The organism is Marinobacter sp. MMG032, from assembly GCF_040112695.1.
In the GTDB taxonomy this organism is placed as follows: Bacteria; Pseudomonadota; Gammaproteobacteria; order Pseudomonadales; family Oleiphilaceae; genus Marinobacter; species Marinobacter salsuginis.
This window is the reverse complement of sequence record NZ_CP157802.1, coordinates 4,044,971-4,063,820: the sequence shown is the minus strand read 5'-3', so window position 1 is coordinate 4,063,820 and position 18,850 is coordinate 4,044,971. Positions and strand designations below refer to the sequence as shown.

Sequence of the window (18,850 nt, the reverse complement as noted above, 5' to 3'; positions counted from 1 at the left end):
ATGTCCTCTCATTTTAGTGGGCGGGCCCTGCAATATGGGCCATTAACGAACCCTGATCCTGCTGCCGTCTTCAAGTTGGCGATCAGGGTGGCGCACCACTCTATCCGAGTCTGCCAGCCCCTCCTGAATCACCGTTTGAAATCCATTGGTACGCCCTACCGACACGTTGGTCAGGACCGCCCTGTCATCGACCACGCGGAACACCTGATGCTGCCCGTCACCGATGAAGATCGCGGATTCCGGAAGCTGCAGGACATTGTCTGACTGCCATAGCAGAAATTCGGCATCCACACGGTAACCGTCACCGAGGCTCTGCCAGGCTTCGGGGGAACTGGTAATGTCCGCAACCACCTGAACCCGCCTTTCCTCGACCCCCAGGGCCGACACGTCTTCAAAGCCCACCGGCTCAACCCGCCGGACTCTGGCATCAAGACTGCCCCCGCCCCACCCAGTCAATCGCACACTTACCCCAGGGCTAAGCTTGACCGCATCGAAACTGAGCACGTCCACGACCACTTCCAGTGCGCCGGGATCACCCAACTCAAGGATGGGCTCACCCGCCTGGATGACGCCTTCACTCTTGCGGGCAACGCCCAGCACAGAACCATTGACCGGCGACCGGACAGGCACTCTCTCCACGTTGCCATTGCCGGTCTCCCGGGCCGCCGATACCTCCAGACGAGTCCTTGCTGCGGCCAGCTCATGGGCCATCACCTCCTCATCAAAACGGGCCGACCGAAGGATTGCCTGGGCCCGGTCTGCGGCCGCCCGGGCCTGCTGTAACCGTTCATCGGACACGAAGTGGTCATCGCTGAGAGCCTTCAATCGCGACAGCTCGCGGATTGCCAGATCGGCTTCCGCCTCGGCTGCCGCCACTTTCTGGCGCGTTGAATTCAGAGCGGAACGAGCTGATTGCACTTTTGCTTCCGCTTCAGCCCGACTTCTGGCATCCAGGGTACTTGCCGGCATCGGATCCACTTCGGTAAGCAGCTCGCCTGGTATAACGGCATCCCCCACTTCCAGAGGTACCCGATGCAGGTAGCCCGCCACCGGGGATGACACCACGTAACGATCGCGGACCCGTGTTCTGCCCTCTTCCTTGATGGTGATTTCCAGGGGACCACGGCTCACGGACGCCAGATCGACCCACACGGGCTCCGGACGGACCGTATACACCAGTGCCGCCAGGGCGAGCAGCGCAAATACGCCCCAGAACAGCCATTTTCCAGAAAACCCTTTTACCGTCATGATATTCACTCACCCCCTGCTTCCAGATGCTTTTATTCCCGGGTTTTCAGCACAGCAACCAGATCCAGCGCTTTCAGGCGCCACCACGCAATCACTCCGGACGCCATCGCTGACATCACCACGACCAGCGCTGAAATTGCCAGCGTCTGGCTGGTGATGGTCAGAGGTACCCGGTAGAGCTCTGTCTGCATGGCCGTAACAATGGCCAATGCCAGTCCCTGCCCGATCAACCAACCCAGCGGCACACTCAGCATGATCAGCAACGCCACCTCGCCGAGCAGTATGTGCGCAACTTCGTTATGGGTGTACCCCAGCACCCGGAGACTGGCCAGTTCTCTACCCTTTTCGGCCAGGGATATCCTGATGGTATTGTAAACAACACCGAATGCGATGATGCCGCCCATCAGGCTGTTGAAGAAAGTGAACGTCAGGAAGGTCTTGGCCAGGGTGTCATAGAAGCTGTCCAGCATGGCCTGGCGAATGCTGAGCCCCAGAACACCGGGCGTTTCCCTCAGACTGTCATAGATCTCGCCGGCTCTTTCCGGATCAAGGTTAATCATGGCCTGATTGATCAGGGGGCCGTCGCCCAGAGCCCGGTTGAGAGCATCCAGGTTCATGTAGGCACCCACACCGAGAAATTCACTCGTAATGCCTGCAACAGGGACCTGGATTGTCCGTCGGTCACCCTCCAGCACTTCCAGTTGGACAATCTCCCCGGGAGTAACGCCCAGCTCTTGGGCGAGAAAATCCGTCAGCAACAAGCCTTCCTTTGGCAACTGGACCCGCGCCAGATTGCTGTCCACAACGAACTGGAGTCTTGCATCCGAGGGGATGCCGGTTACGGCGCTGCGCCACTGACGGTGACCAAACGTGAGCCGCGCCGGCACCAGTCGTTTTCCCTCGACATAGAGAATACCGGGCTGTCGCTGAAGCGTGTAAATAGCGGAGCTGTTGACCGGATCTATGAACGCCGCCGCCAGATCCTGTTGCTGCACCCGCGCAAACTGGGTGTGAACCATCAGGGACACGGAATCAAACTGAAAATTGCCCACCATCACGATGGCGGTTGCCATCGCAATGCCACTTATTGAGAGCAGGGTTCGACCGGGACGTCGATCCAGCTGACGCACAATCATTCTCGACGGCTGAGAGAAGCGAATACCGGAGAGCAGCTTCTCGGCACCGGCAATCCGGTACCTTGCCGGCCCCTCCGGTCTCATGGCCTCGGCCGGGGGCAAGGCCGCGGCTTGACGAATTGCCCGCCAGGCCCCTGCCCAGGCCACCAGTATCGTCAACAGGCCAAGCAACACCAACCAACCCGGATGAATACGGAACAACAGCCCCGGAAACCGGTAGTAATCCATGTAGAGCTCCGCCAGCCCCCGACCTAGCCAAAATCCAAGAGCGAGCCCCACGGCCAGACCAATCACCGCAATCAGTATCACCAGTTTGCTGTAGTGCCAGGCAATCTGTCGGTTGCCGTATCCAAAGGCCTTGAGCACCGCGATGATATCCCGCTGGGTACTGATTAAACGGCTGATGACGACATGCAGAAGAAACATGGCGACCGACATGAAAATCAGGGGAAACACCGTCGCCATGGTCTTCAACTGGTCCAGTTCGTCACTGAGGAACCTGTGCGAGAACTGATGCTCCCTGCCATAGGCGCCTGTCGCCCCGTACCTGGCCAGGGACCGATCCAGATGATCAATCACTGTGGCATCCGACATGTTGGATCGCAGGGTCACCACAAGGCTGTTGAAAGCCCCGACCATATCAAACCCCGCAGCCAGCGCTTCCCTGTTCATCCACAGCACGCCATAACGCTCATAGTCCGGCAGCATCCCCCCCGGAGGAATCACATAAATAAACTCAGGCGATTCGACAATACCGGTCAGGACCAGCGACTGGCGCCTGCCATTGATGATGCCCGTAAACCGGTCACCGGGGGACAGATCGTGGGCTTCGGCAAAGCTTCCGATGGCCACGACCTCCTGGTTGCGTCCCGCCATCGGCAGTCGTCCCTCACGGATGAAAAGCCGGTTGATATCAGGTTGCGTGTTCGGTGGCAGTGACACCAGGCGGGCCGACACGGGATCCGTATATCCGGGCATCTCAAGCTTGGCGATGCCCTCAACCCGGCCTTCGGCGCGGGCCACCCCGGGGATCTTCGAAATCTCCTGCAGGACATGACGCGGGGCACGTTTGACGGCTGCAAACACTTCGGCAAACCGGTGCTGCTCGTAGTACTGCGCGCGCGTCTCCATAAGAGAGGAATAGTTCAGAACGGACATGACACACACGGCTACACCACCGGCGATCACCAGAGCGATGGCCACCACCTGGCCACGCAATTGCCAGAGTTCGCGCCGCAGTTTGATGTTGAGTGCGTTTCTGCCCATCAACTTACCTGCTCAGTCTTTTCACCATGACAGGGTCCGGGGATCCTGGCGCTCAGAATTGCGGTGTTCGCCGCTGATGTTGCCATCGGAAAGGGTTATGACCCTGTCGCCCATGGCCGCGATCGAAGCGTTGTGGGTGATAATAACCGTCGTGGTACCGGTTTCCCGGTTTGCCCTCGCCAGGGCCTCAAGGACCAGCACGCCAGTGGCTGAATCGAGCGCTCCCGTGGGTTCGTCACAAAGCAGCACAGCCGGACGCTTGGCGACAGCCCGGGCAATGGCAACTCGCTGCTGCTCACCACCCGACAACTGAGCGGGAAAGTGATCAATGCGCGCTTGCAGGCCCACCAGGGCAAGAGCCTCTTCGGGCGCCATGGGGTTGGATGCAATCTCGGTAACCGCCGCCACGTTTTCACGGGCAGTCAGGCTCGGAATCAGGTTGTAGAACTGAAATACAAAACCGACGTGTTCCCGACGGTAACGGGTCAGTTCCCGATCGCCGGCCTTGCTGAGGTCTATATCCCGGTAGTGGACCTCCCCGGAGGTGGGAACGTCCAGCCCACCCAGGATATTGAGAAGCGTGGATTTACCCGAACCGGAGGCGCCAAGCATGACGACAAGCTCGCCGCCAAAAAGATCCAGATCGACGCCACGTAGCGCATGCACCTGAACCTCGCCCTGATCGTAAGTCTTGGTCAGCCCTCGTGTATGAAACACTGGCAGTTCTGAACTGCCCGCCGTCCGTGGTTCCACTGTGTCAGTCAGTCTTCGGCACAGTCGACACAGACCGTGGTATAGGGCAACACCTGCAAACGGCGCGGGTCGATGGCTTCGCCGCAGGATTCACATTCGTCGCCCACACCGTTCTCAATGCGCGCAAGTGCGTGTTCAATCTGCACCAACTCTGCACGGGTTTCCGTTTCGAGCGAGTCGACCACCTCGTCATTCTGGGTCTGGGTAGCCTGTTCCTCGAAATCCTTGTCCAGCGCACCAGCCTCCCGGTGCTGATGGGCTTCATAGCGGGAAAGTCGGGCCGTCAGGTCTGCCTTCAAGGTTTCCAGTTCGGATTTCCGGTCAGTCATGTGGTGCCTCCTGCCTTGCCGGGAAAACATTCTCTTACAATAAAGCATAAGCTGAACCCGGGATTGATGCTTGTCAAAATTGCGTCACGCCGGCTGAGGCAGAATGGAACTCCATCGATTCTTCATGCAAAGGAGTTGTGACCATGAACACTGAGCTTTTTGAAAAGGCGACCCGACTGAACGAGACCCTGGTTGAGCAGTTCGGAAAGGCCGCGGAAATGCAGATGAACGCCTTCCGCCGCTATGCCGATGTCACCATGGAGCAGGCCAAAAAGGTGTCTGAAGTGCGTGATCTGGAAGGCCTGAAAAGCCTCACTGGCGATCAGGCGGAAACTTTGAAATCCCTGAGCGAGCAGTTCACAGCAGACTGGAAAGCCTGGCAGGACTACTTCAATGAAAGCCGGGAGCAGATTCAGAAGGTGTTCGACAAAGCGCCGGAAGAAGTCACCAAGGCCAGCCCGAAAGCTGCCAAATAGGGGATACCCATGTTCGGTCTGGATACGCTCGGGAAAGCGGTTGGTCAGCTCGTCAACGTTTTTGAAACGAACGTCCGCCAGGGGCAGCAGCAATTGGAGAAATTGCTGGGAGACGCTGGCGTCCTGGATGATGCAACCCTCTCCACGATCACGGAAATGTCCGACGCTTACCGGACAATGGCCGAGGATCTTCTTCTCCATCCGCTCCGGTTCGCCGGCGCGGAGCTGGATCTGGCCCGCAAACATGCCGCGCTGGGGTATTACACCCTCGCCCGGCTGATGGGTAAGGACAAGAAGCCCGTTGTGGAACCCGAACCCGATGACCGGCGTTTCCAGGCCGAAGACTGGCACAAGCATCTGCCGTTTGATGTGCTTCACCAGGCGTACCTGATCAATTCCCGCACGTTCCTGAACTGGGTCGCCGGCATGGAAGGGTTGCCCCAGGCCGGGCGGGATCAGATGCTGTTTTACGCCCGGCAACTGACCAGCGCGCTCTCACCCTCCAATTTCCCGGCCACCAATCCGGAAGTGCTTCGGATTACCTGGGAACGCAAGGGGATGAACCTGGTCGACGGTGGGCGTCAGCTCATCGAAGATCTGCGCCAGAACCCATCCCTGTTCAATGTTGGCATGACGGATCGCTCCGCCTTCGAAGTTGGGCGTAACCTGGCAACCACGCCGGGCAAGGTGGTCTTCCAGAACGAACTGATGCAGCTGATCCAGTACTCGCCAACAACCGAAACCGTCAGCAAACGCCCCCTGCTGATTGTGCCGCCGTGGATCAACAAGTATTACATCCTGGACCTGACGGCCAGGAACTCCTTTATCCAGTGGTTAGTGAACCAGGGGAAGACTGTTTTCATTATCTCGTGGCGCAATCCTGGCCCTTCCCTTCGGGACAAAGGCTGGGAAGACTATATGGAGCTCGGGCCGCTGGCTGCCATGGAGGCTGTAACCGAAGCCACCGGCGAAGAACAGATGAACGTGATCGGTTACTGTATCGGTGGCACCCTGCTGGGCTCAACACTGGCCTGGCTGAAGAAAAAAGGCCGCAATCCGGTAGCCAGCGCCACCTATCTGACCACCCTGCTGGACTTCTCGGACCCGGGTGGAATCGGGGTGTTTATCAACGATCACTCGATCCGGGGCATTGAGAGAATGCTTGAACGCAAGGGCTACCTCGACGGCCGTGCCATGGCGTTCACATTCAATCTGCTGCGGGAAAACGAGTTGTTCTGGTCGTTCTGGACCAATAACTACCTCAAAGGCGAGAAGCCTGCGGCGTTTGACCTGCTGTACTGGAACACCGATGGCACCAATCTGCCTGCACGCATGCACAGTTACTATCTGCGCCAGATGTACCTGAATAACCGGTTGGTGCAACCGGATTCCCTGAACCTGCTCGGGGAATCCATCAACCTGTCCGAGATCGAGGTGCCCTCGTTCTTCCTGTCTGCCCGGCAGGACCACATCGCCAAATGGAAAACAACTTATAAGGGAGCCCTGGCCCACGGCGGCGATGTCCGCTTTGTGCTCTCCGGCTCAGGCCATATCGCTGGCGTGATTAACCCGCCCTACAAGGAAAAGTACGGCTACTGGACCAACGACACACTGGTGCCGGACGCAGACGCCTGGTTCGAGCAATCCGAACACCATCCGGGCTCCTGGTGGCCCCACTGGCTTGAGTGGATCGGGCGCTTTTCCGATGGAGACGTACCGGCCCGAGTACCTGGAGAAGGCAAATTGCCCGCCATTGAAAATGCTCCGGGTAGCTATGTGAAGGTCAAGGCAGCCGATGCTGCTAAACAGTAACCCAAACGCTTTACCTCTAAAGGCAAGAACAAGACGCCCGACCCAAAAACGACAAAAACCAGGAGTGACCATGGGGCGACCGCTACCGATATCCCGCATCATGCACAGCGGTCTTCTGTTGCGTTGCCCTCCGCAAACGTCAATCGCGGAGGCGGCCGCGCGTATGGCTGAAAACTCGGTCAGTTCGATTCTGATTTCTGATAATGACAAGGTTATCGGCATCTGGACCGAACGGGATGCCCTGACCGTCGATTTCTCCAGACCGGAAAGCTTTGAGCGACCGGTCAGTTCCGTTATGAGTGCCCCGGTGCTGACACTCCCCTGCGACATGGATGCTGGCGAAGCCGCACTGCGTTTCCGGGAAACCGGCAAACGCCATTTTCTGATCGTCGATGAGTCCGGCACCCCGTCCGGCATTCTTTCCCAGACTGACCTAGCCCTGAATCAGGGGCTGGAACCCTACCTGCGCTTGCGGGAAGTAAGTACTGCGATTACCCACCCCCCGCTCGTCACTGATGGCAAGCTGCCACTCTCCGAAGTGGCTGCGATCATGCACCGTCAGCAGGCAGATGCCATCGTGGTGGATTGCCACGACGGCGGTCTCGGGATCCTGACTGAGCGGGATATTGTGCGCCTGATTGCACGTAATACCGGTAACGCATTGGCTTCTGACCTCGCCACCCGGCCGCTGTTAACCGTTGGCGAGTCGGACCCGTTGATTCACGCCAGGGACCTTCTGATCAACCACCGGATTCGCCATCTGGCAGTGATCAATAGCCAGGGAGAGGTGACCGGTCTGATTGGCTACAACGATATGCTCGCTGGCGCCGAACAGATGTATCTGGACGATTTGCGAGACGCTCTTGAGCAGAGAGACCGCGCCATTGCCCAGTCCCGAAAGACTCTCCAGTTGGCAGAGCGAGTCATCGAGTCTTCTTTCGAGGGCATCATGGTGACGGACAGGAACGTGAACATTGAGTTCGTTAACCCTGCATTCACACACCTGACCGGCTACAGCCAGGACGAAGTTATCGGCAAAACACCGCAGATTCTCTCGTCAGGACGACACGACACCGAGTTCTACCAGCGGATGTGGAACTCTCTGGTTACCCATGGCTATTGGCGGGGTGAAATCTGGAACCGGCGCAAAACCGGAGAACTCTACCTCGAGCTGCTGACAATCACCGCCATTACCGACAACGAGGGTAACACCACCCACTACGCCGGCCTGTTCACCGATATCACCCAGAACAGGAAAAATGAGGATCAGATTCGCCAGCTGGCTTATTACGACGCGCTTACCGGCATTCCGAACCGACGCTTGCTTGAAGACCGACTGGAGCACGCTATTCGGCATGCCCACCGACGATCCTCACTGCTTGCCGTCATGTTTATGGACCTGGATCATTTCAAAAACGTGAACGACCAACTTGGTCACGCCGCAGGCGACGAACTGCTGCTTCAGTTCACGAGTCGGGTCCAGAGCTGTCTGCGTGAGGACGATACCCTTGCCCGATTGGGTGGGGACGAATTTATTGTCCTGCTGCCCGATCTGGAGCATGTTGAAGATGCCTATCGGGTTGCGGAACGCCTGATTGCCCAGAACCAGGAACCCTATCGCATAGATGGCACGACTCAGCGTGTAGGTTCGAGCATTGGCATCAGCCTTTACCCCCAGGATGGCTCGACGGCATCCGAGCTGCTGCAAGGTGCGGACATCGCCATGTACCGGGCCAAGCAGGACGGTCGCAATCTGTTCCGGCTGTTCACCCCCGAGGTTGCTGCGGGCGCGTGATCTCGCCCCGCCTTTGCCATTGTGGCACTATAGCCCGCTCGACGAATGGCGGAGAATCCCCCGATGTTTTATACCACCCTTGCGGCGATTGCGGTTGCCATGATCCTTTTTGCCTGGCTGGGACTCAGGGCCCGACTTGCAGACGGCGGCCTGGATGATTACGTAACAGCGCGGAACAGCCAGGGGGCCAGGGCCCTGGGACTCTCTTTTCTTGCCTCCGGCATGGGTGGCTGGATTCTATTTGCACCGCCTGAGGTAGGTGCACTGGTCGGGCCTTTGGCGCTGGCAGGCTATGCCCTGGGTGCCGCCCTGCCGTTCATTGTGTTCGCCTTCTGTGGCCCAGCCATCCGCCGATTCCTGCCCGAGGGACGCAGTATCGGCGAGTTCGCCAACGCCTGCTATGGCAATGGCGTGCGCCGCTATGTCTCAATGATCTCGGTACTCTACATGCTCTGCTTCCTGACCGCGGAGCTCACCGCCATCGGTGCCATTACCGCGCTGCTCTCCGGCATAGACGGTGGCATTGTGGTTATTGGCGTGGCGGTCACCACACTGATATACACGGCCGTCGGCGGCCTCCGGGCAAGCATCGTCACCGATCAGTGGCAGGCATTATTACTGATCGGCTTGCTCGCCATTGTCAGTTTCGTCGCCCTGGGCAAACTCCCGGACGCAACACCCGCCGCCCTGCCGGACATACCAACCTCTGCATCTCTGAGCGTGGCGCTGACGTTGGTAATCGCGGTAACCGCCGCCAACCTGTTCCACCAGGGATACTGGCAACGATTGTGGTCAGCCCGTGACACCGGTGCCCTCAGTCGTGGGGCTCTGCTAGGCGGCGCAGTCACCATCGGCGTTGTCGCCGTAGTGGGCGGGCTCGGAATCCTGGCCGCCATGAGTGGCGCCGACCTGGGCAGCCCTCCAATTCCGTTCTTTGCCTTGCTCGCTGATGCTCCGGCATGGCTTGCTTTACCGGCTCTTATTTTGGCCATCACCCTGGTCGCTTCGTCGGTGGATACCCTGCAGAACGCGCTTGCTTCCCTGGCGGTTACCGAGAAACAGGGCCTGTCCATAATCAGCGCCCGTTGGTTCACTGTGCTGCTGATGATTCCGGTCGTTCTGGTAGCGCTTCAGGGCATTTCCGTACTGCGGCTGTTTCTGATCGCCGACCTGCTGTGCGCCACGGCGGTGTTGCCGGTTCTGATGGGGCTTTGGAGAAAGATGACCACTCGGGCGGCGATTCTGGGCTGCCTGGCAGGGCTTTTCGGAGCGATTCTGCCAGGCTGGATTTCCGGTGGCAGCCTGATGGCAGGTCTGGAAGCTGCGAGTTTTCCGGGCAGCATTCCGACCCTTATGCCATTCGTTGGAGCCCTTGCAGGCTCCGGTCTGGTGAGTCTCGCGATTGCGGTTGTGACCCCGAAACGCTAGGCGGAGGTTATGCTGTCCAGTCGGTTAACTGGACAGCAATTCAATCGGGTACCTGATCTTGGTCTGGTCGACGCCCGGCCGCGCCCCGAAATCCACCAGCCTCAACCGGTTACAGATCTTGTTCTCGAGCGCCGGCTCATTCAGCGTTGATTCAACCACTGAGCAACTGGACACCGCACCGTTAGGTTCGATGACCAATTCCGGTGTGATACTCCCCTGGAGCGAAGGCTTCCGTCGCAGCTCCCGGTTGTAGATGCTGTATATTGCCGATTTGTTGGCGTCCATGGTTCGACGCAACTCTTCCTTGCTTCGGGTTCGGGCGGCGGTCTCCTGCTTTTCCTTTCGGGCAGCTTCTTTCACTGCGGCAACCCGCTCTGTCTCCGCAACCTCTGCGCGCTCGCGCTCAGCAAGCGCAACCTGACGAGCCTCCCGGTTCAGAGCCTCTTCGTTGACACCACTGCTCCGGGTATTTTCCGTAGCACGGGTTGCGAGCGTATCGCCGGTTTTCCGCGCAATTGGTTCAGCAGTCTTCGCTACCGGCCCATCAAGCTTGACCGACTCTGCCAGGGAGCTGAGTTTTGACAGCTCGTTCCCCATCGCGAGAATACCGGTGTTCTTGGCCTTTTCCCGGGCTTTGGCCACCTCTTCAGGTTTCGGTTCCGGCTTGGGCTCAGGTTCTTCTGCTACCTGTGGTTCCGGCTCAGGTTCCGGAACCACCGGTTTGGGAATGGGCTCCGGTTCGGGCTCAGGCTTCGCCTGCTCCACGGGCTTTTCCTCGGGTTTCGGTGGTTCTGGCTCAGGCTCGGGCACAACCGGTTTTGGCGGTTCCTTTTTCTCGATGATCAGTTTGGCGAGTTGGGGTGGCAAGGCCTCCTGTTCCTCACGGTCCCGCTCTGGCAGTTCTATCCAACTGACATAGCCTGCAAAAGCCAGGAACAAAGGCACCACAACAACGGCTGCGGCAAGCAGCCGCTTTCGCTCACCGCGTTCCTGATTCCAGGGCAATCCATACCGGTAATCCATAAGGCTCAGGCTCCCTGTTCCGTACGCTGATTAACCGCCAGGGAAATGCTGGCATAACCGGCGTCCACACAGGTGGACATGATTTTCTTGAGCAGCTCGTAAGGAAGTTCCCGGTCCGCAAGAATGGTAATCGGACGCCCTGCATCCGGCGCTGGCGCCGACGACCGGCTGGCCTGGTAGTCGAGCTCCTGCTTCAGGGATGGCTCAACCTGCCCGTCGAAGGTCTGGAAGGCGTCGCGTTTTACCACCAGTCGACCATTGACCAGAATATCCCTGTCGGTCACCGTTAATGCCAATACATCACCCGGGGGTTGTTGGGCAGTCGAATCGGGCAATTTGATGGTGCTGTTCTGGTTGAGTACCTGCACGTCAGACGAAGAGTTCACCATCAGGAAGAACACGAGGATGGTAAAAATATCCATCAGCGACACCAGGTTCATTTTTCCCTGGCTTTTGTTGCGGCGGTAATGACGCTTCAGACGACGGGCTTTCGCGGATTCTTTCACGAGCTCACCTCCGCGGAGCCCGAGGCCTGGGCAGGCGCATCTCCGAGGGAGATTTCGGGGAACAGTTCCGCCTCTACAACACTCCCAGCCACTACGGCTTCATAGGAGCGCACCGTATCCATCACGGAAACCAGGGACTGATAGGAGGTCTGGCGGGACGGCATGATGATCACATCCTTCTTGTCCGGCACCCGACTCTTGATCTCTTTCATGACATCCTTGAGCAGAGCAAAATCATACTCGCCCTCACGTCGGGGTATGTCTTTGATAACGCCGCCCTGGTTATCTGCAACAACCAGCCGATCTTCATAGATCACAACCTGGATCTGCAGTTCTTCGGCCTGCTCTGCCGACAGGCTCTCGCCGGTCGGGAAGTTCAGTTCCAGAACGCTGGTGTGGGCAAACACCATGTTCAGCAGCAGTACCGGCACCAGCACAATCATGAGATTCATGAAGGGCGTGATGTCGAGATCTGCCTCACTTTGTAGGCGACGATGCTTCCGTCTCATGGCCTGACATCCTTCTGGCTGGTTATCAGGCCGGGCTACCGGCCGGTGTCGCTACCTGTGCCGGCGCAGCGGCAGTCTGACCCTGAGTTTGTGCACCGGACTTATTGCCGGAGCCATCGCTGAGAAGGTTCAGAACCTTGATGCCGGCCATCTCGAAGCTATCAACAATCTCGTTGGTCTTGGTCTGCAGCAGCGAATGGATCAGGAGCATCGGAATGGCTGACATCAGGCCAAACGCCGTGGTGTTCATGGCGACCGAGATACTCTGGGACAAGAGGCTTGCTTTCTGGGCCGGATCCGCTGCGGCTACTGCGGTAAAGGCGGCAATCAGACCGATGATGGTACCAAGCAGGCCCAGCAGCGTGGCAATGTTGGCCAGCGTTGCCAAATACTGTGTGCGCTTTTCCAGCCGGGGCATAACATCCAGCAGCCCCTCTTCCATGGCGTATTCGATCTCTTCGCGACCCTGGCGGCGGGCCAGACGCTGGAGGCCGAAGCCGATCATCGTGGACATGGCACTACCGGACTCCTGAGTGTAATTCAGTGCACCCTTGAGATCGCGCTTTGCAATCATCTGGTGGAGGCGGTTGAAATCCCGACGGTTGGTCAGTTTCTGGGCGGAAAGGTAGACGTAACGTTCAATGGCAACAATGAGTCCGATGATCAGCACAACGGCGATCGGAAACATAAAAAAGCCACCTTCCTGGAAGAAGCGAACGGCGGTATCGATCATTTTCTGGGCACTCCATGGTCCGGTTTTCAGATCAGTCTATGCGCGTCCTGCCCCTGTGCGGGTAAGTTCGCGAAAGTCTGTGTGAGGGTTTGTTTAATCTTGCGCAGGTACACACACAGGATGTGACAGGCATCACATCCTATTCCCCGGTTTCTGCCTGATTCTGTTTGATAAACGCCTGGTGGTAGCTGATGAACCGCTGAAATTCATAGCGCTCCAGCGGCGTGAGGCCCTGGTCGACCATCAGGCGTTCTTCCGGCGCTCGCAACTCGTCGACTTGCGGTGGCTGCCAGGGCACCAGATACATCACAGTAGGCACTTCCTGGTCACCACGGATGCGGGTGCCTTCAATGGTTACAACACCCGGGGCGTCCTGGGCATACAGCATAGGCGCTGCAGGCAGCAGCGCGGACGCAGCCAGAGTGAGCAATACGAGACGTTTCATATCACCTTCTCCCCATCAGATTCGGTTTTTCGCATCGAAGATCCAGTCTTCCAGTCTCGGGTGCGGCTCGCTGGCAACCGATTGATAGCGCTCGTAAAGCTCAACGGCATCAGCAGGATTCCCCAGGTAGATATCGAGCAGAAAGGCGAGATTAAGGATCGCCGGGGCGTATTTCGGATCCGAGGACAGTGCGGCGCGATAAAACTGCTCCGCTTGGTCGAATTCTCCGGCATTCCGGGCAATCACGCCCAGATGATTCAGCGCCTGGACATGGTCGGGATTTACCGCCAGCGCCGCCTCAAACCATTTCGTGGCGGTCTCGGTGTCGCCTTCGTTGAAAGCAATGATTCCCAGGTTGACCATGGGCCCTGCCTTTTCCGGGTAGTCGCTGGCCAATTGCTCGAATCGGGACCGGGCTTCGGCAACGTCTCCCCGCTCCATAGCTTTTACTGCTTCGCTGAATGACGCCTCAAGAACCGCCTGCTCGGCTTGTTCGTCTGACTCCGGCTGCGGCGGGGCGGTCACACATCCAGACAGCACGGATATCACGACAAGACAGATTCCGAAGGTCTTAATCGAGCTCATAGACAATCCCCGAGGTTACTTCTTCTTTCCGGTAGCGCCCCGGCAACAGCACTTTCAAGGCCTCGTAACTGCGCCTGACCCACTCATCGAAAATGCCCTCCCGGGCCCGCCGGATATTCTGCTCGTGAATATCAATGGCGTTGTCTTCGAATGGATAGGCCTGCTCTTCCAGCAACAGCTCGTACTGGGCCAGTTCAAGCTCGCTCAATCCGGTAGGCCGCTCAGAATCCATCAGATCTGCGCCGAGGCGTCCATAGATATGGGCAATCTGATAGCCCGCCTCGGTCGAGAACGAGGAGAGTCCGTAACTGGCGGTTTTCTGATAGGCATTCACCGCCCTCTCCAGCGCATCGGTTTTCGCAGTCATGCTCTCGTTCAGAGGGAGCGTCAGGCGAATGCTGTCATACCGGGCAAGAGCCTCCCGGGCAAGGGTCGCCGAGGCTGATGCCGCAAGGTAACGCATGCGGTCGTCCGCCTCCTCAGGGGCGTCGTCCACCGTTTCCATCTGCTTGCGCAGCCAATAATCCCGTCTTTCTGTGTCCCCCTCTTCCTGATAGAGCTCGGACAGTCGATTGGCCGCTTCCATATAGACATCCGCCGGCTCGGGATGGCTGTTGGCATAGTCGCGCCAGGTGTCGATCGCCTTTTCCCGGTTGCCCGCCTGATCGTAGAGTTCTGCTGCAATCAGCAGATTTTCCCGACGCTCTTCGGGCGTTGTCGCCAGGGCTACCATTTGCTGAAGTTCGTCTGCGGCTCGCTCCCATTGCTCCGTTTCGCGATAGGCCAGCGCCAGTTTTGCCGGGACAGTGTCAATCAGTTCGTGATCCGGGAAAGCCCTCCGGAAACTGGTCAGCACACTGATAGCCTGATCCCACAGATTGGCGGTGATCAGAAGTGAGGCAGCATCGTATTCCGCATTTGCCCTCAAAACGGACTCGGGGACGGCACTACCGACTCGCAGGAATTCGCTGACTGCCGCCTCCACATTGCCGGCATCTGCCAGCTGCTCGGCCTGCCGATAGACTGCTGCGGCGAGATTCTCGCGCACACTACCTCTGCGTTCATCGTTTTCAGCCATGGTGGCGAGGGCATCACGATAGGCCTGCTCCGCCTCCGCGTATCGCGCTAGTTCAGACAGACTGTGGCCAGACAGTAACAGGGCTTCGGTGGTCAGGTCAGACGGAGGTGCCGGCTGCCAGGTAACAAGACGGGCTGCCATGTTGACCGTTTCTTCCCAGTTGTTCTGATCAAACTCCCGTTGCAGCGCAATGTAATACACGGCCGGAGCCCGGGGATCATCCGGGAACGCGTTGGCAAATCGCAGCCGATTCAATTGCTGCAACTCCTGATAGGCCCTCTGGTCCGATACGGGCTGGTTGTCCCATGTCTTTGCGTACTCCCGGAAGGCCAGCACAGAGGCATAGCCTGCTTCAGCGGCGCGCTCGGGCACCCTGTCCCCGGGGTAGTCATAAGCAACCCGCTCAAACGCTGCTATGGCTGCCGGCCAGTCTTCCAGTTCCAGATAGGTCTCTCCGAGGAGGAAAAGACGCTCAGGTGTCCGGGGGTGATCGGGGAATGTGGCTGCAAATTCTGCGTAATAACGGGCGGCATTGCGGTAGTGACCATCCGCCTGCTGATCATCTGTGGCCTCCCCTGCCAGCAGATACTGACGGTCTGCCAACTCTGGCAAGAGCTGTTCCAGTTGCTGTTCGATGAAGGCGATCGCATCGGGGTCTGCTGACTGCCAGTAATCACTGTAGATACCGTAAAGGCTGACAAAGCCGGCCTTTCTATCAGGAATAGTCCGGGTGAAGCCGGCGAGCTCCAGGGTATCGATGATCCGTATGTGGTAGCGTGGCGCCCAGGGGCTTGCCGGATGGTCTTCTATATAAGCTTCATAGACATCGATCGCGTCAGTGTACTGCTCCCTTTCCAGCAGGAGCTCACTGTAGCGGTCGTAGACCAGAATTTCGTAGGGACGCCCACCAGTCTGGCGAAACAGCGCCTGAAGGGTTTCCGCTCCGTCCAGGTACGACAGTGACAGACCCACTACCCTGAACAGGTCCTCGATCAGGGTCTGGCTCCGCTGGTCCACATCTTCAACCGGTTGCCCATCGGGCATCACCAGGTCGAGTACTTCAACGTAGCTGAACAGGGCCTCCTGATATTGCGCTTGCTTGAACAGGCTCCAGCCTTTCATGTAATGCGCGTTCACAAGAAACGAGGCATCGGCCATGCGTTCCTGGCTGGCAAGGGTAACCTCGTCGAAGGCCTGCTCAGCATCCCGGTACCGGCCATCGATGAACAGCAGATCGCCCCGACGGAACTGGGCTTCAATCCAGTATTCCGAATCCGGATAACGGCGGACCAGCGTATTCAGCGCCTCCAGCTGCTGGGGCGTCGCACCCCGAAGTTCCCAGGCCCTGGCAAGCTGATAGTAGATCTGGTCATTGCCCTCGCGTTCTGGATATTCAGACAAAAGACGCTGATAGGCATCAATCGCACCGGAGAGCTCATCGACGGCTGTATCCGCCATTTTCCGCTCCGCTCGCTGGAACTCCAGATCGGCCAATCGATGCCGTATCGTGACCTGTTTACGGGGATCGTCCAAGAGCGGCAACAGCGCGTTGTAGCTTTCCATCACCGTCTCGATGGAGACATCGCTCGCTGGCCCACTGTCAGCTTCTAGACCTTCAGGGGATTGCCGAATGTCGGTTGCCGGCAGTGCTGCCAGGGTGCCCTCACGCACCCGGGGCATTTCCTCGTTGCCGACGGGCATTATCGACTGCCACATCTGGCAGCCACTGACCATGACAAGGGCGCCGGCAATAACAAGCCCTCTAACGATGTTTCCAGGCGCCCAGTTATTCATCTGCAACACCTGCACTCTGCGATGCACGGAACAGCTGATCCGCCAGCCTCGCCTGGGCATGGCGGGAAGCCACCAAATACCCGTTCAGTTCTTCCTGCTGGGCTGCAAGCATGTTGTCTACCTGGCGCACGAGAGCTCGCCGGGCATTCCCCAGTGCATCGGCTACCTCTGCCCCAAGGTTCGCGAGTTCCCGCTCACTGGCAGCGATACGTCGAGCCAGTTCGGCATGGCGGCTGTCGTCGGCCATCAGAGCTTCAACCGGCTGCCGTTGGACCTGGAAGCGTTCCATTTCACTATCCAGCTCACGCAGCTGCTTTTGCGCCGCCCAACGGTTCACCCCGTAATCATCAGCAATCCACCAGTCGAAGTAGGCACGCATCCTCTGATAGGTCGCGCGCTGGCTGGCGGTGGTCGCGTCGTCAGGCAAGCCCGCCAGGGTTTCTTCAACCTCATCGAGCTTGTCCCTCAGTGCTTTCTGTTTTGTAGTCATGAAGAAACCGGCGTCTTCCTCGGACACCGCAGCAGATATCTTGTCTCTGAACGCCTGATGTAGCTTTTGCCACTGGTCAGCTTGCTGGTTTTCCAGCTCCCGACGGGTCTGGGCAATGCGAACCTGACGTTGCTGTTCGCGGGTCTGAAGCATGATCCGGAAGGATTCGAACCGGGACTGCCGTTCAGCAATGAAGGACTGCATCCGGTAGAGTTCGTTCAGTTCAGCAAGGGCCTGCTGGAACGTCTCCGATGCCAGCACTTCCGCCATGCCGAAATCGGTCGGCTCCACACGCAGTCGCCCGTAGGAATCCGTAAGAATCCCGTCGCTATCACGGCTGAAATCCAGCTGCGCCATCAGGCTCTCTTCACTGAGTCTATCCCGGATTCCGTCGAGCTCCTCGATCCGGGCCTGGTAATGATCGGCTGCCTTTTGAAAAGCGGGCAATGCACTCTTCGGCCGGTTCATCTGCTCTAGAACGTAGGCCCTGGCAAACGGCACCTGTTGGCGCCAGGGGAGAAACAGATCGCGATTCGCGAGGGTATCGAGAGCATCCAGTGCCCGCTCCGGCCTGCCCTGCCCGGCGGCAGCTACCGCGTAGTCAAAGAGGGCCTGATCGGCAAATACCCCGTCCAGGGGTATGTTCCCAAGAACCTCCAGGGCCATGTCGAACCGATTGTCCCTGAGATACAGCCTGGCCAGTGACAAGCGGGCCCGGCCCAATAGTCCCTCGCGCTCGTCCTCTGGTTCGGCAACATCGATAGACTGTTCGATGATGGCAATGAGTTTCTGCAGTTCCGACTCGGCCGCGACTGCTTCTCCCGCAGCCAGAGCCGAAACCGCCGAATTGTAGCGGAGGTAAAGGGACCAGATATCAGTGTCTTCCAGTTGCGCGCGAAGCGACGCAAGTCCCGATTCATCTCCGAACCTCGAAGACATCATGGCCAGCCGGGCTTGCAGATAAATCCACTCGCGGAACAGGTCATGGTTGGCCTCAGCCAGAGTGTCGCCATCCACGCGACCCAGATTCTCGCTGGCCAGCTCGTAATCACCTTCCAGGTAGAACACCTTGCCCAGGTAGAACCAGGCTTGATTGCGGACATCGGGCGAGAGCGTGCTGCCCGAACCTTCATCGCCCAGCAGCTGCGTGAACAAACGGCTGGCCTCACGAGTCATTCCCCAGGAGAGCATCAGCCCGCCCTCTACCAGAGCCGGGTGGTCACCGTGACCCTCAATGCCACCCTGTTCCCGGGCAACCGCCAGCTGAGTCAGTGCCTCGAAGGCGTTGCCCTGATGGTATTCATAGAGTACCCAACCGTAACGAAGGTCCTTCGCACGCTCTGGTTGAACATCTTCGGCCTGGGCCGGAGAAACCATCGTCAGCCAGAGCAAAGCACCGGTGAAAAAAACCGGAAGCGCTCGAAACGACGTGATCACGATCAAT

16 protein-coding genes are annotated in these 18,850 nt (G+C 58.4%); 4 read left to right on the top strand and 12 right to left on the bottom strand.

The window, feature by feature from the left end; all coding sequences use genetic code 11:
- Window positions 1–42: 42 nt before the first annotated feature.
- From ABNF92_RS18655 to ABNF92_RS18640, 4 genes are read right to left on the bottom strand one after another with little or no spacing between them, the layout of a single operon-like run.
- Window positions 43–1,248, bottom strand: coding sequence for an HlyD family efflux transporter periplasmic adaptor subunit (locus ABNF92_RS18655; RefSeq protein ID WP_153634392.1), 1,206 nt, complete (start codon window positions 1,246–1,248; stop codon window positions 43–45).
- A 32-nt stretch (window positions 1,249–1,280) separates the two neighbouring features.
- On the bottom strand, window positions 1,281–3,650 hold the full coding sequence (locus tag ABNF92_RS18650; RefSeq protein ID WP_349342976.1) for an FtsX-like permease family protein: 2,370 nt from the start codon (window positions 3,648–3,650) through the stop codon (window positions 1,281–1,283).
- A 21-nt stretch (window positions 3,651–3,671) separates the two neighbouring features.
- Complete coding sequence (locus ABNF92_RS18645) at window positions 3,672–4,373, bottom strand: ABC transporter ATP-binding protein (protein ID WP_349344113.1); 702 nt, start codon at window positions 4,371–4,373, stop codon at window positions 3,672–3,674.
- 38 nt (window positions 4,374–4,411) lie between these two features.
- Window positions 4,412–4,732, bottom strand: a complete 321-nt coding sequence (locus tag ABNF92_RS18640) for a TraR/DksA family transcriptional regulator (RefSeq protein WP_069183342.1) — start codon at window positions 4,730–4,732, stop codon at window positions 4,412–4,414.
- A 143-nt stretch (window positions 4,733–4,875) separates the two neighbouring features.
- On the opposite strand from ABNF92_RS18640, the gene ABNF92_RS18635 reads away from it, so the two are divergent.
- The 4 genes from ABNF92_RS18635 (at window position 4,876) to ABNF92_RS18620 (ending at window position 10,243) form a co-directional block, all read left to right on the top strand.
- Window positions 4,876–5,208 carry a phasin family protein gene (locus ABNF92_RS18635; RefSeq protein WP_136631831.1) on the top strand — a complete coding sequence of 111 codons (333 nt, stop codon included), beginning with the start codon at window positions 4,876–4,878 and terminating at the stop codon, window positions 5,206–5,208.
- 9 nt (window positions 5,209–5,217) lie between these two features.
- The gene (phaC, locus tag ABNF92_RS18630; RefSeq protein WP_136631832.1) at window positions 5,218–7,020 is read left to right on the top strand and encodes a class I poly(R)-hydroxyalkanoic acid synthase; all 1,803 of its coding nucleotides are present in this window, start codon (window positions 5,218–5,220) and stop codon (window positions 7,018–7,020) included.
- 70 nt (window positions 7,021–7,090) lie between these two features.
- Window positions 7,091–8,815: a diguanylate cyclase gene (locus ABNF92_RS18625; RefSeq protein WP_349342975.1), complete on the top strand. Its 1,725-nt coding sequence runs from the start codon at window positions 7,091–7,093 to the stop codon at window positions 8,813–8,815.
- Between the two features lie 63 nt (window positions 8,816–8,878).
- The gene (locus ABNF92_RS18620) at window positions 8,879–10,243 is read left to right on the top strand and encodes a sodium:solute symporter (RefSeq protein WP_349342974.1); all 1,365 of its coding nucleotides are present in this window, start codon (window positions 8,879–8,881) and stop codon (window positions 10,241–10,243) included.
- A 24-nt stretch (window positions 10,244–10,267) separates the two neighbouring features.
- Here the strand turns inward: ABNF92_RS18620 and ABNF92_RS18615 are convergent, their stop codons facing one another.
- The 8 genes from ABNF92_RS18615 to ABNF92_RS18580 form a co-directional block, all read right to left on the bottom strand.
- Complete coding sequence (locus ABNF92_RS18615; protein ID WP_069183337.1) at window positions 10,268–11,266, bottom strand: AgmX/PglI C-terminal domain-containing protein; 999 nt, start codon at window positions 11,264–11,266, stop codon at window positions 10,268–10,270.
- Window positions 11,267–11,271: 5 nt separating this feature from the next.
- The gene (locus tag ABNF92_RS18610) at window positions 11,272–11,772 is read right to left on the bottom strand and encodes a biopolymer transporter ExbD (RefSeq protein WP_064228964.1); all 501 of its coding nucleotides are present in this window, start codon (window positions 11,770–11,772) and stop codon (window positions 11,272–11,274) included.
- Window positions 11,769–12,281, bottom strand: a complete 513-nt coding sequence (locus ABNF92_RS18605) for a biopolymer transporter ExbD (RefSeq protein ID WP_023009970.1) — start codon at window positions 12,279–12,281, stop codon at window positions 11,769–11,771. The genes ABNF92_RS18610 and ABNF92_RS18605 overlap by 4 nt, the downstream gene beginning before the upstream one ends.
- Before the next feature lie 25 nt (window positions 12,282–12,306).
- On the bottom strand, window positions 12,307–13,014 hold the full coding sequence (locus tag ABNF92_RS18600; protein ID WP_069183336.1) for a MotA/TolQ/ExbB proton channel family protein: 708 nt from the start codon (window positions 13,012–13,014) through the stop codon (window positions 12,307–12,309).
- Between the two features lie 139 nt (window positions 13,015–13,153).
- Window positions 13,154–13,459 (bottom strand): hypothetical protein, encoded by a 306-nt coding sequence (locus tag ABNF92_RS18595; protein WP_136631835.1) that lies wholly within the window; start codon window positions 13,457–13,459, stop codon window positions 13,154–13,156.
- Between the two features lie 15 nt (window positions 13,460–13,474).
- A complete protein-coding gene (locus ABNF92_RS18590) occupies window positions 13,475–14,044 on the bottom strand; it encodes a tetratricopeptide repeat protein (RefSeq protein WP_136631836.1) in 570 nt (189 codons plus the stop codon).
- Window positions 14,031–16,916 carry a tetratricopeptide repeat protein gene (locus ABNF92_RS18585; RefSeq protein WP_349342973.1) on the bottom strand — a complete coding sequence of 962 codons (2,886 nt, stop codon included), beginning with the start codon at window positions 16,914–16,916 and terminating at the stop codon, window positions 14,031–14,033. Before ABNF92_RS18585 ends, ABNF92_RS18590 begins: the two co-directional genes overlap by 14 nt.
- Entirely contained in the window at window positions 16,909–18,843 is a 1,935-nt protein-coding gene (locus ABNF92_RS18580; RefSeq protein ID WP_349342972.1) for a hypothetical protein, read from the bottom strand. The genes ABNF92_RS18585 and ABNF92_RS18580 overlap by 8 nt, the downstream gene beginning before the upstream one ends.
- Window positions 18,844–18,850: the final 7 nt, after the last annotated feature.

Bases quoted from the DNA above. Each gene is read 5' to 3' on its own strand.
- ABNF92_RS18655 (WP_153634392.1), bottom strand. From the start codon at position 1,248: ATGACGGTAAAAGGGTTTTCTGGAAAATGGCTGTTCTGGGGCGTATTT.
- ABNF92_RS18650 (WP_349342976.1), bottom strand. From the start codon at position 3,650: ATGGGCAGAAACGCACTCAACATCAAACTGCGGCGCGAACTCTGGCAA.
- ABNF92_RS18640 (WP_069183342.1), bottom strand. From the start codon at position 4,732: ATGACTGACCGGAAATCCGAACTGGAAACCTTGAAGGCAGACCTGACG.
- ABNF92_RS18635 (WP_136631831.1), top strand. From the start codon at position 4,876: ATGAACACTGAGCTTTTTGAAAAGGCGACCCGACTGAACGAGACCCTG.
- phaC (WP_136631832.1), top strand. From the start codon at position 5,218: ATGTTCGGTCTGGATACGCTCGGGAAAGCGGTTGGTCAGCTCGTCAAC.
- ABNF92_RS18625 (WP_349342975.1), top strand. From the start codon at position 7,091: ATGGGGCGACCGCTACCGATATCCCGCATCATGCACAGCGGTCTTCTG.
- ABNF92_RS18620 (WP_349342974.1), top strand. From the start codon at position 8,879: ATGTTTTATACCACCCTTGCGGCGATTGCGGTTGCCATGATCCTTTTT.
- ABNF92_RS18615 (WP_069183337.1), bottom strand. From the start codon at position 11,266: ATGGATTACCGGTATGGATTGCCCTGGAATCAGGAACGCGGTGAGCGA.
- ABNF92_RS18605 (WP_023009970.1), bottom strand. From the start codon at position 12,281: ATGAGACGGAAGCATCGTCGCCTACAAAGTGAGGCAGATCTCGACATC.
- ABNF92_RS18600 (WP_069183336.1), bottom strand. From the start codon at position 13,014: ATGATCGATACCGCCGTTCGCTTCTTCCAGGAAGGTGGCTTTTTTATG.
- ABNF92_RS18595 (WP_136631835.1), bottom strand. From the start codon at position 13,459: ATGAAACGTCTCGTATTGCTCACTCTGGCTGCGTCCGCGCTGCTGCCT.
- ABNF92_RS18590 (WP_136631836.1), bottom strand. From the start codon at position 14,044: ATGAGCTCGATTAAGACCTTCGGAATCTGTCTTGTCGTGATATCCGTG.
- ABNF92_RS18585 (WP_349342973.1), bottom strand. From the start codon at position 16,916: ATGAATAACTGGGCGCCTGGAAACATCGTTAGAGGGCTTGTTATTGCC.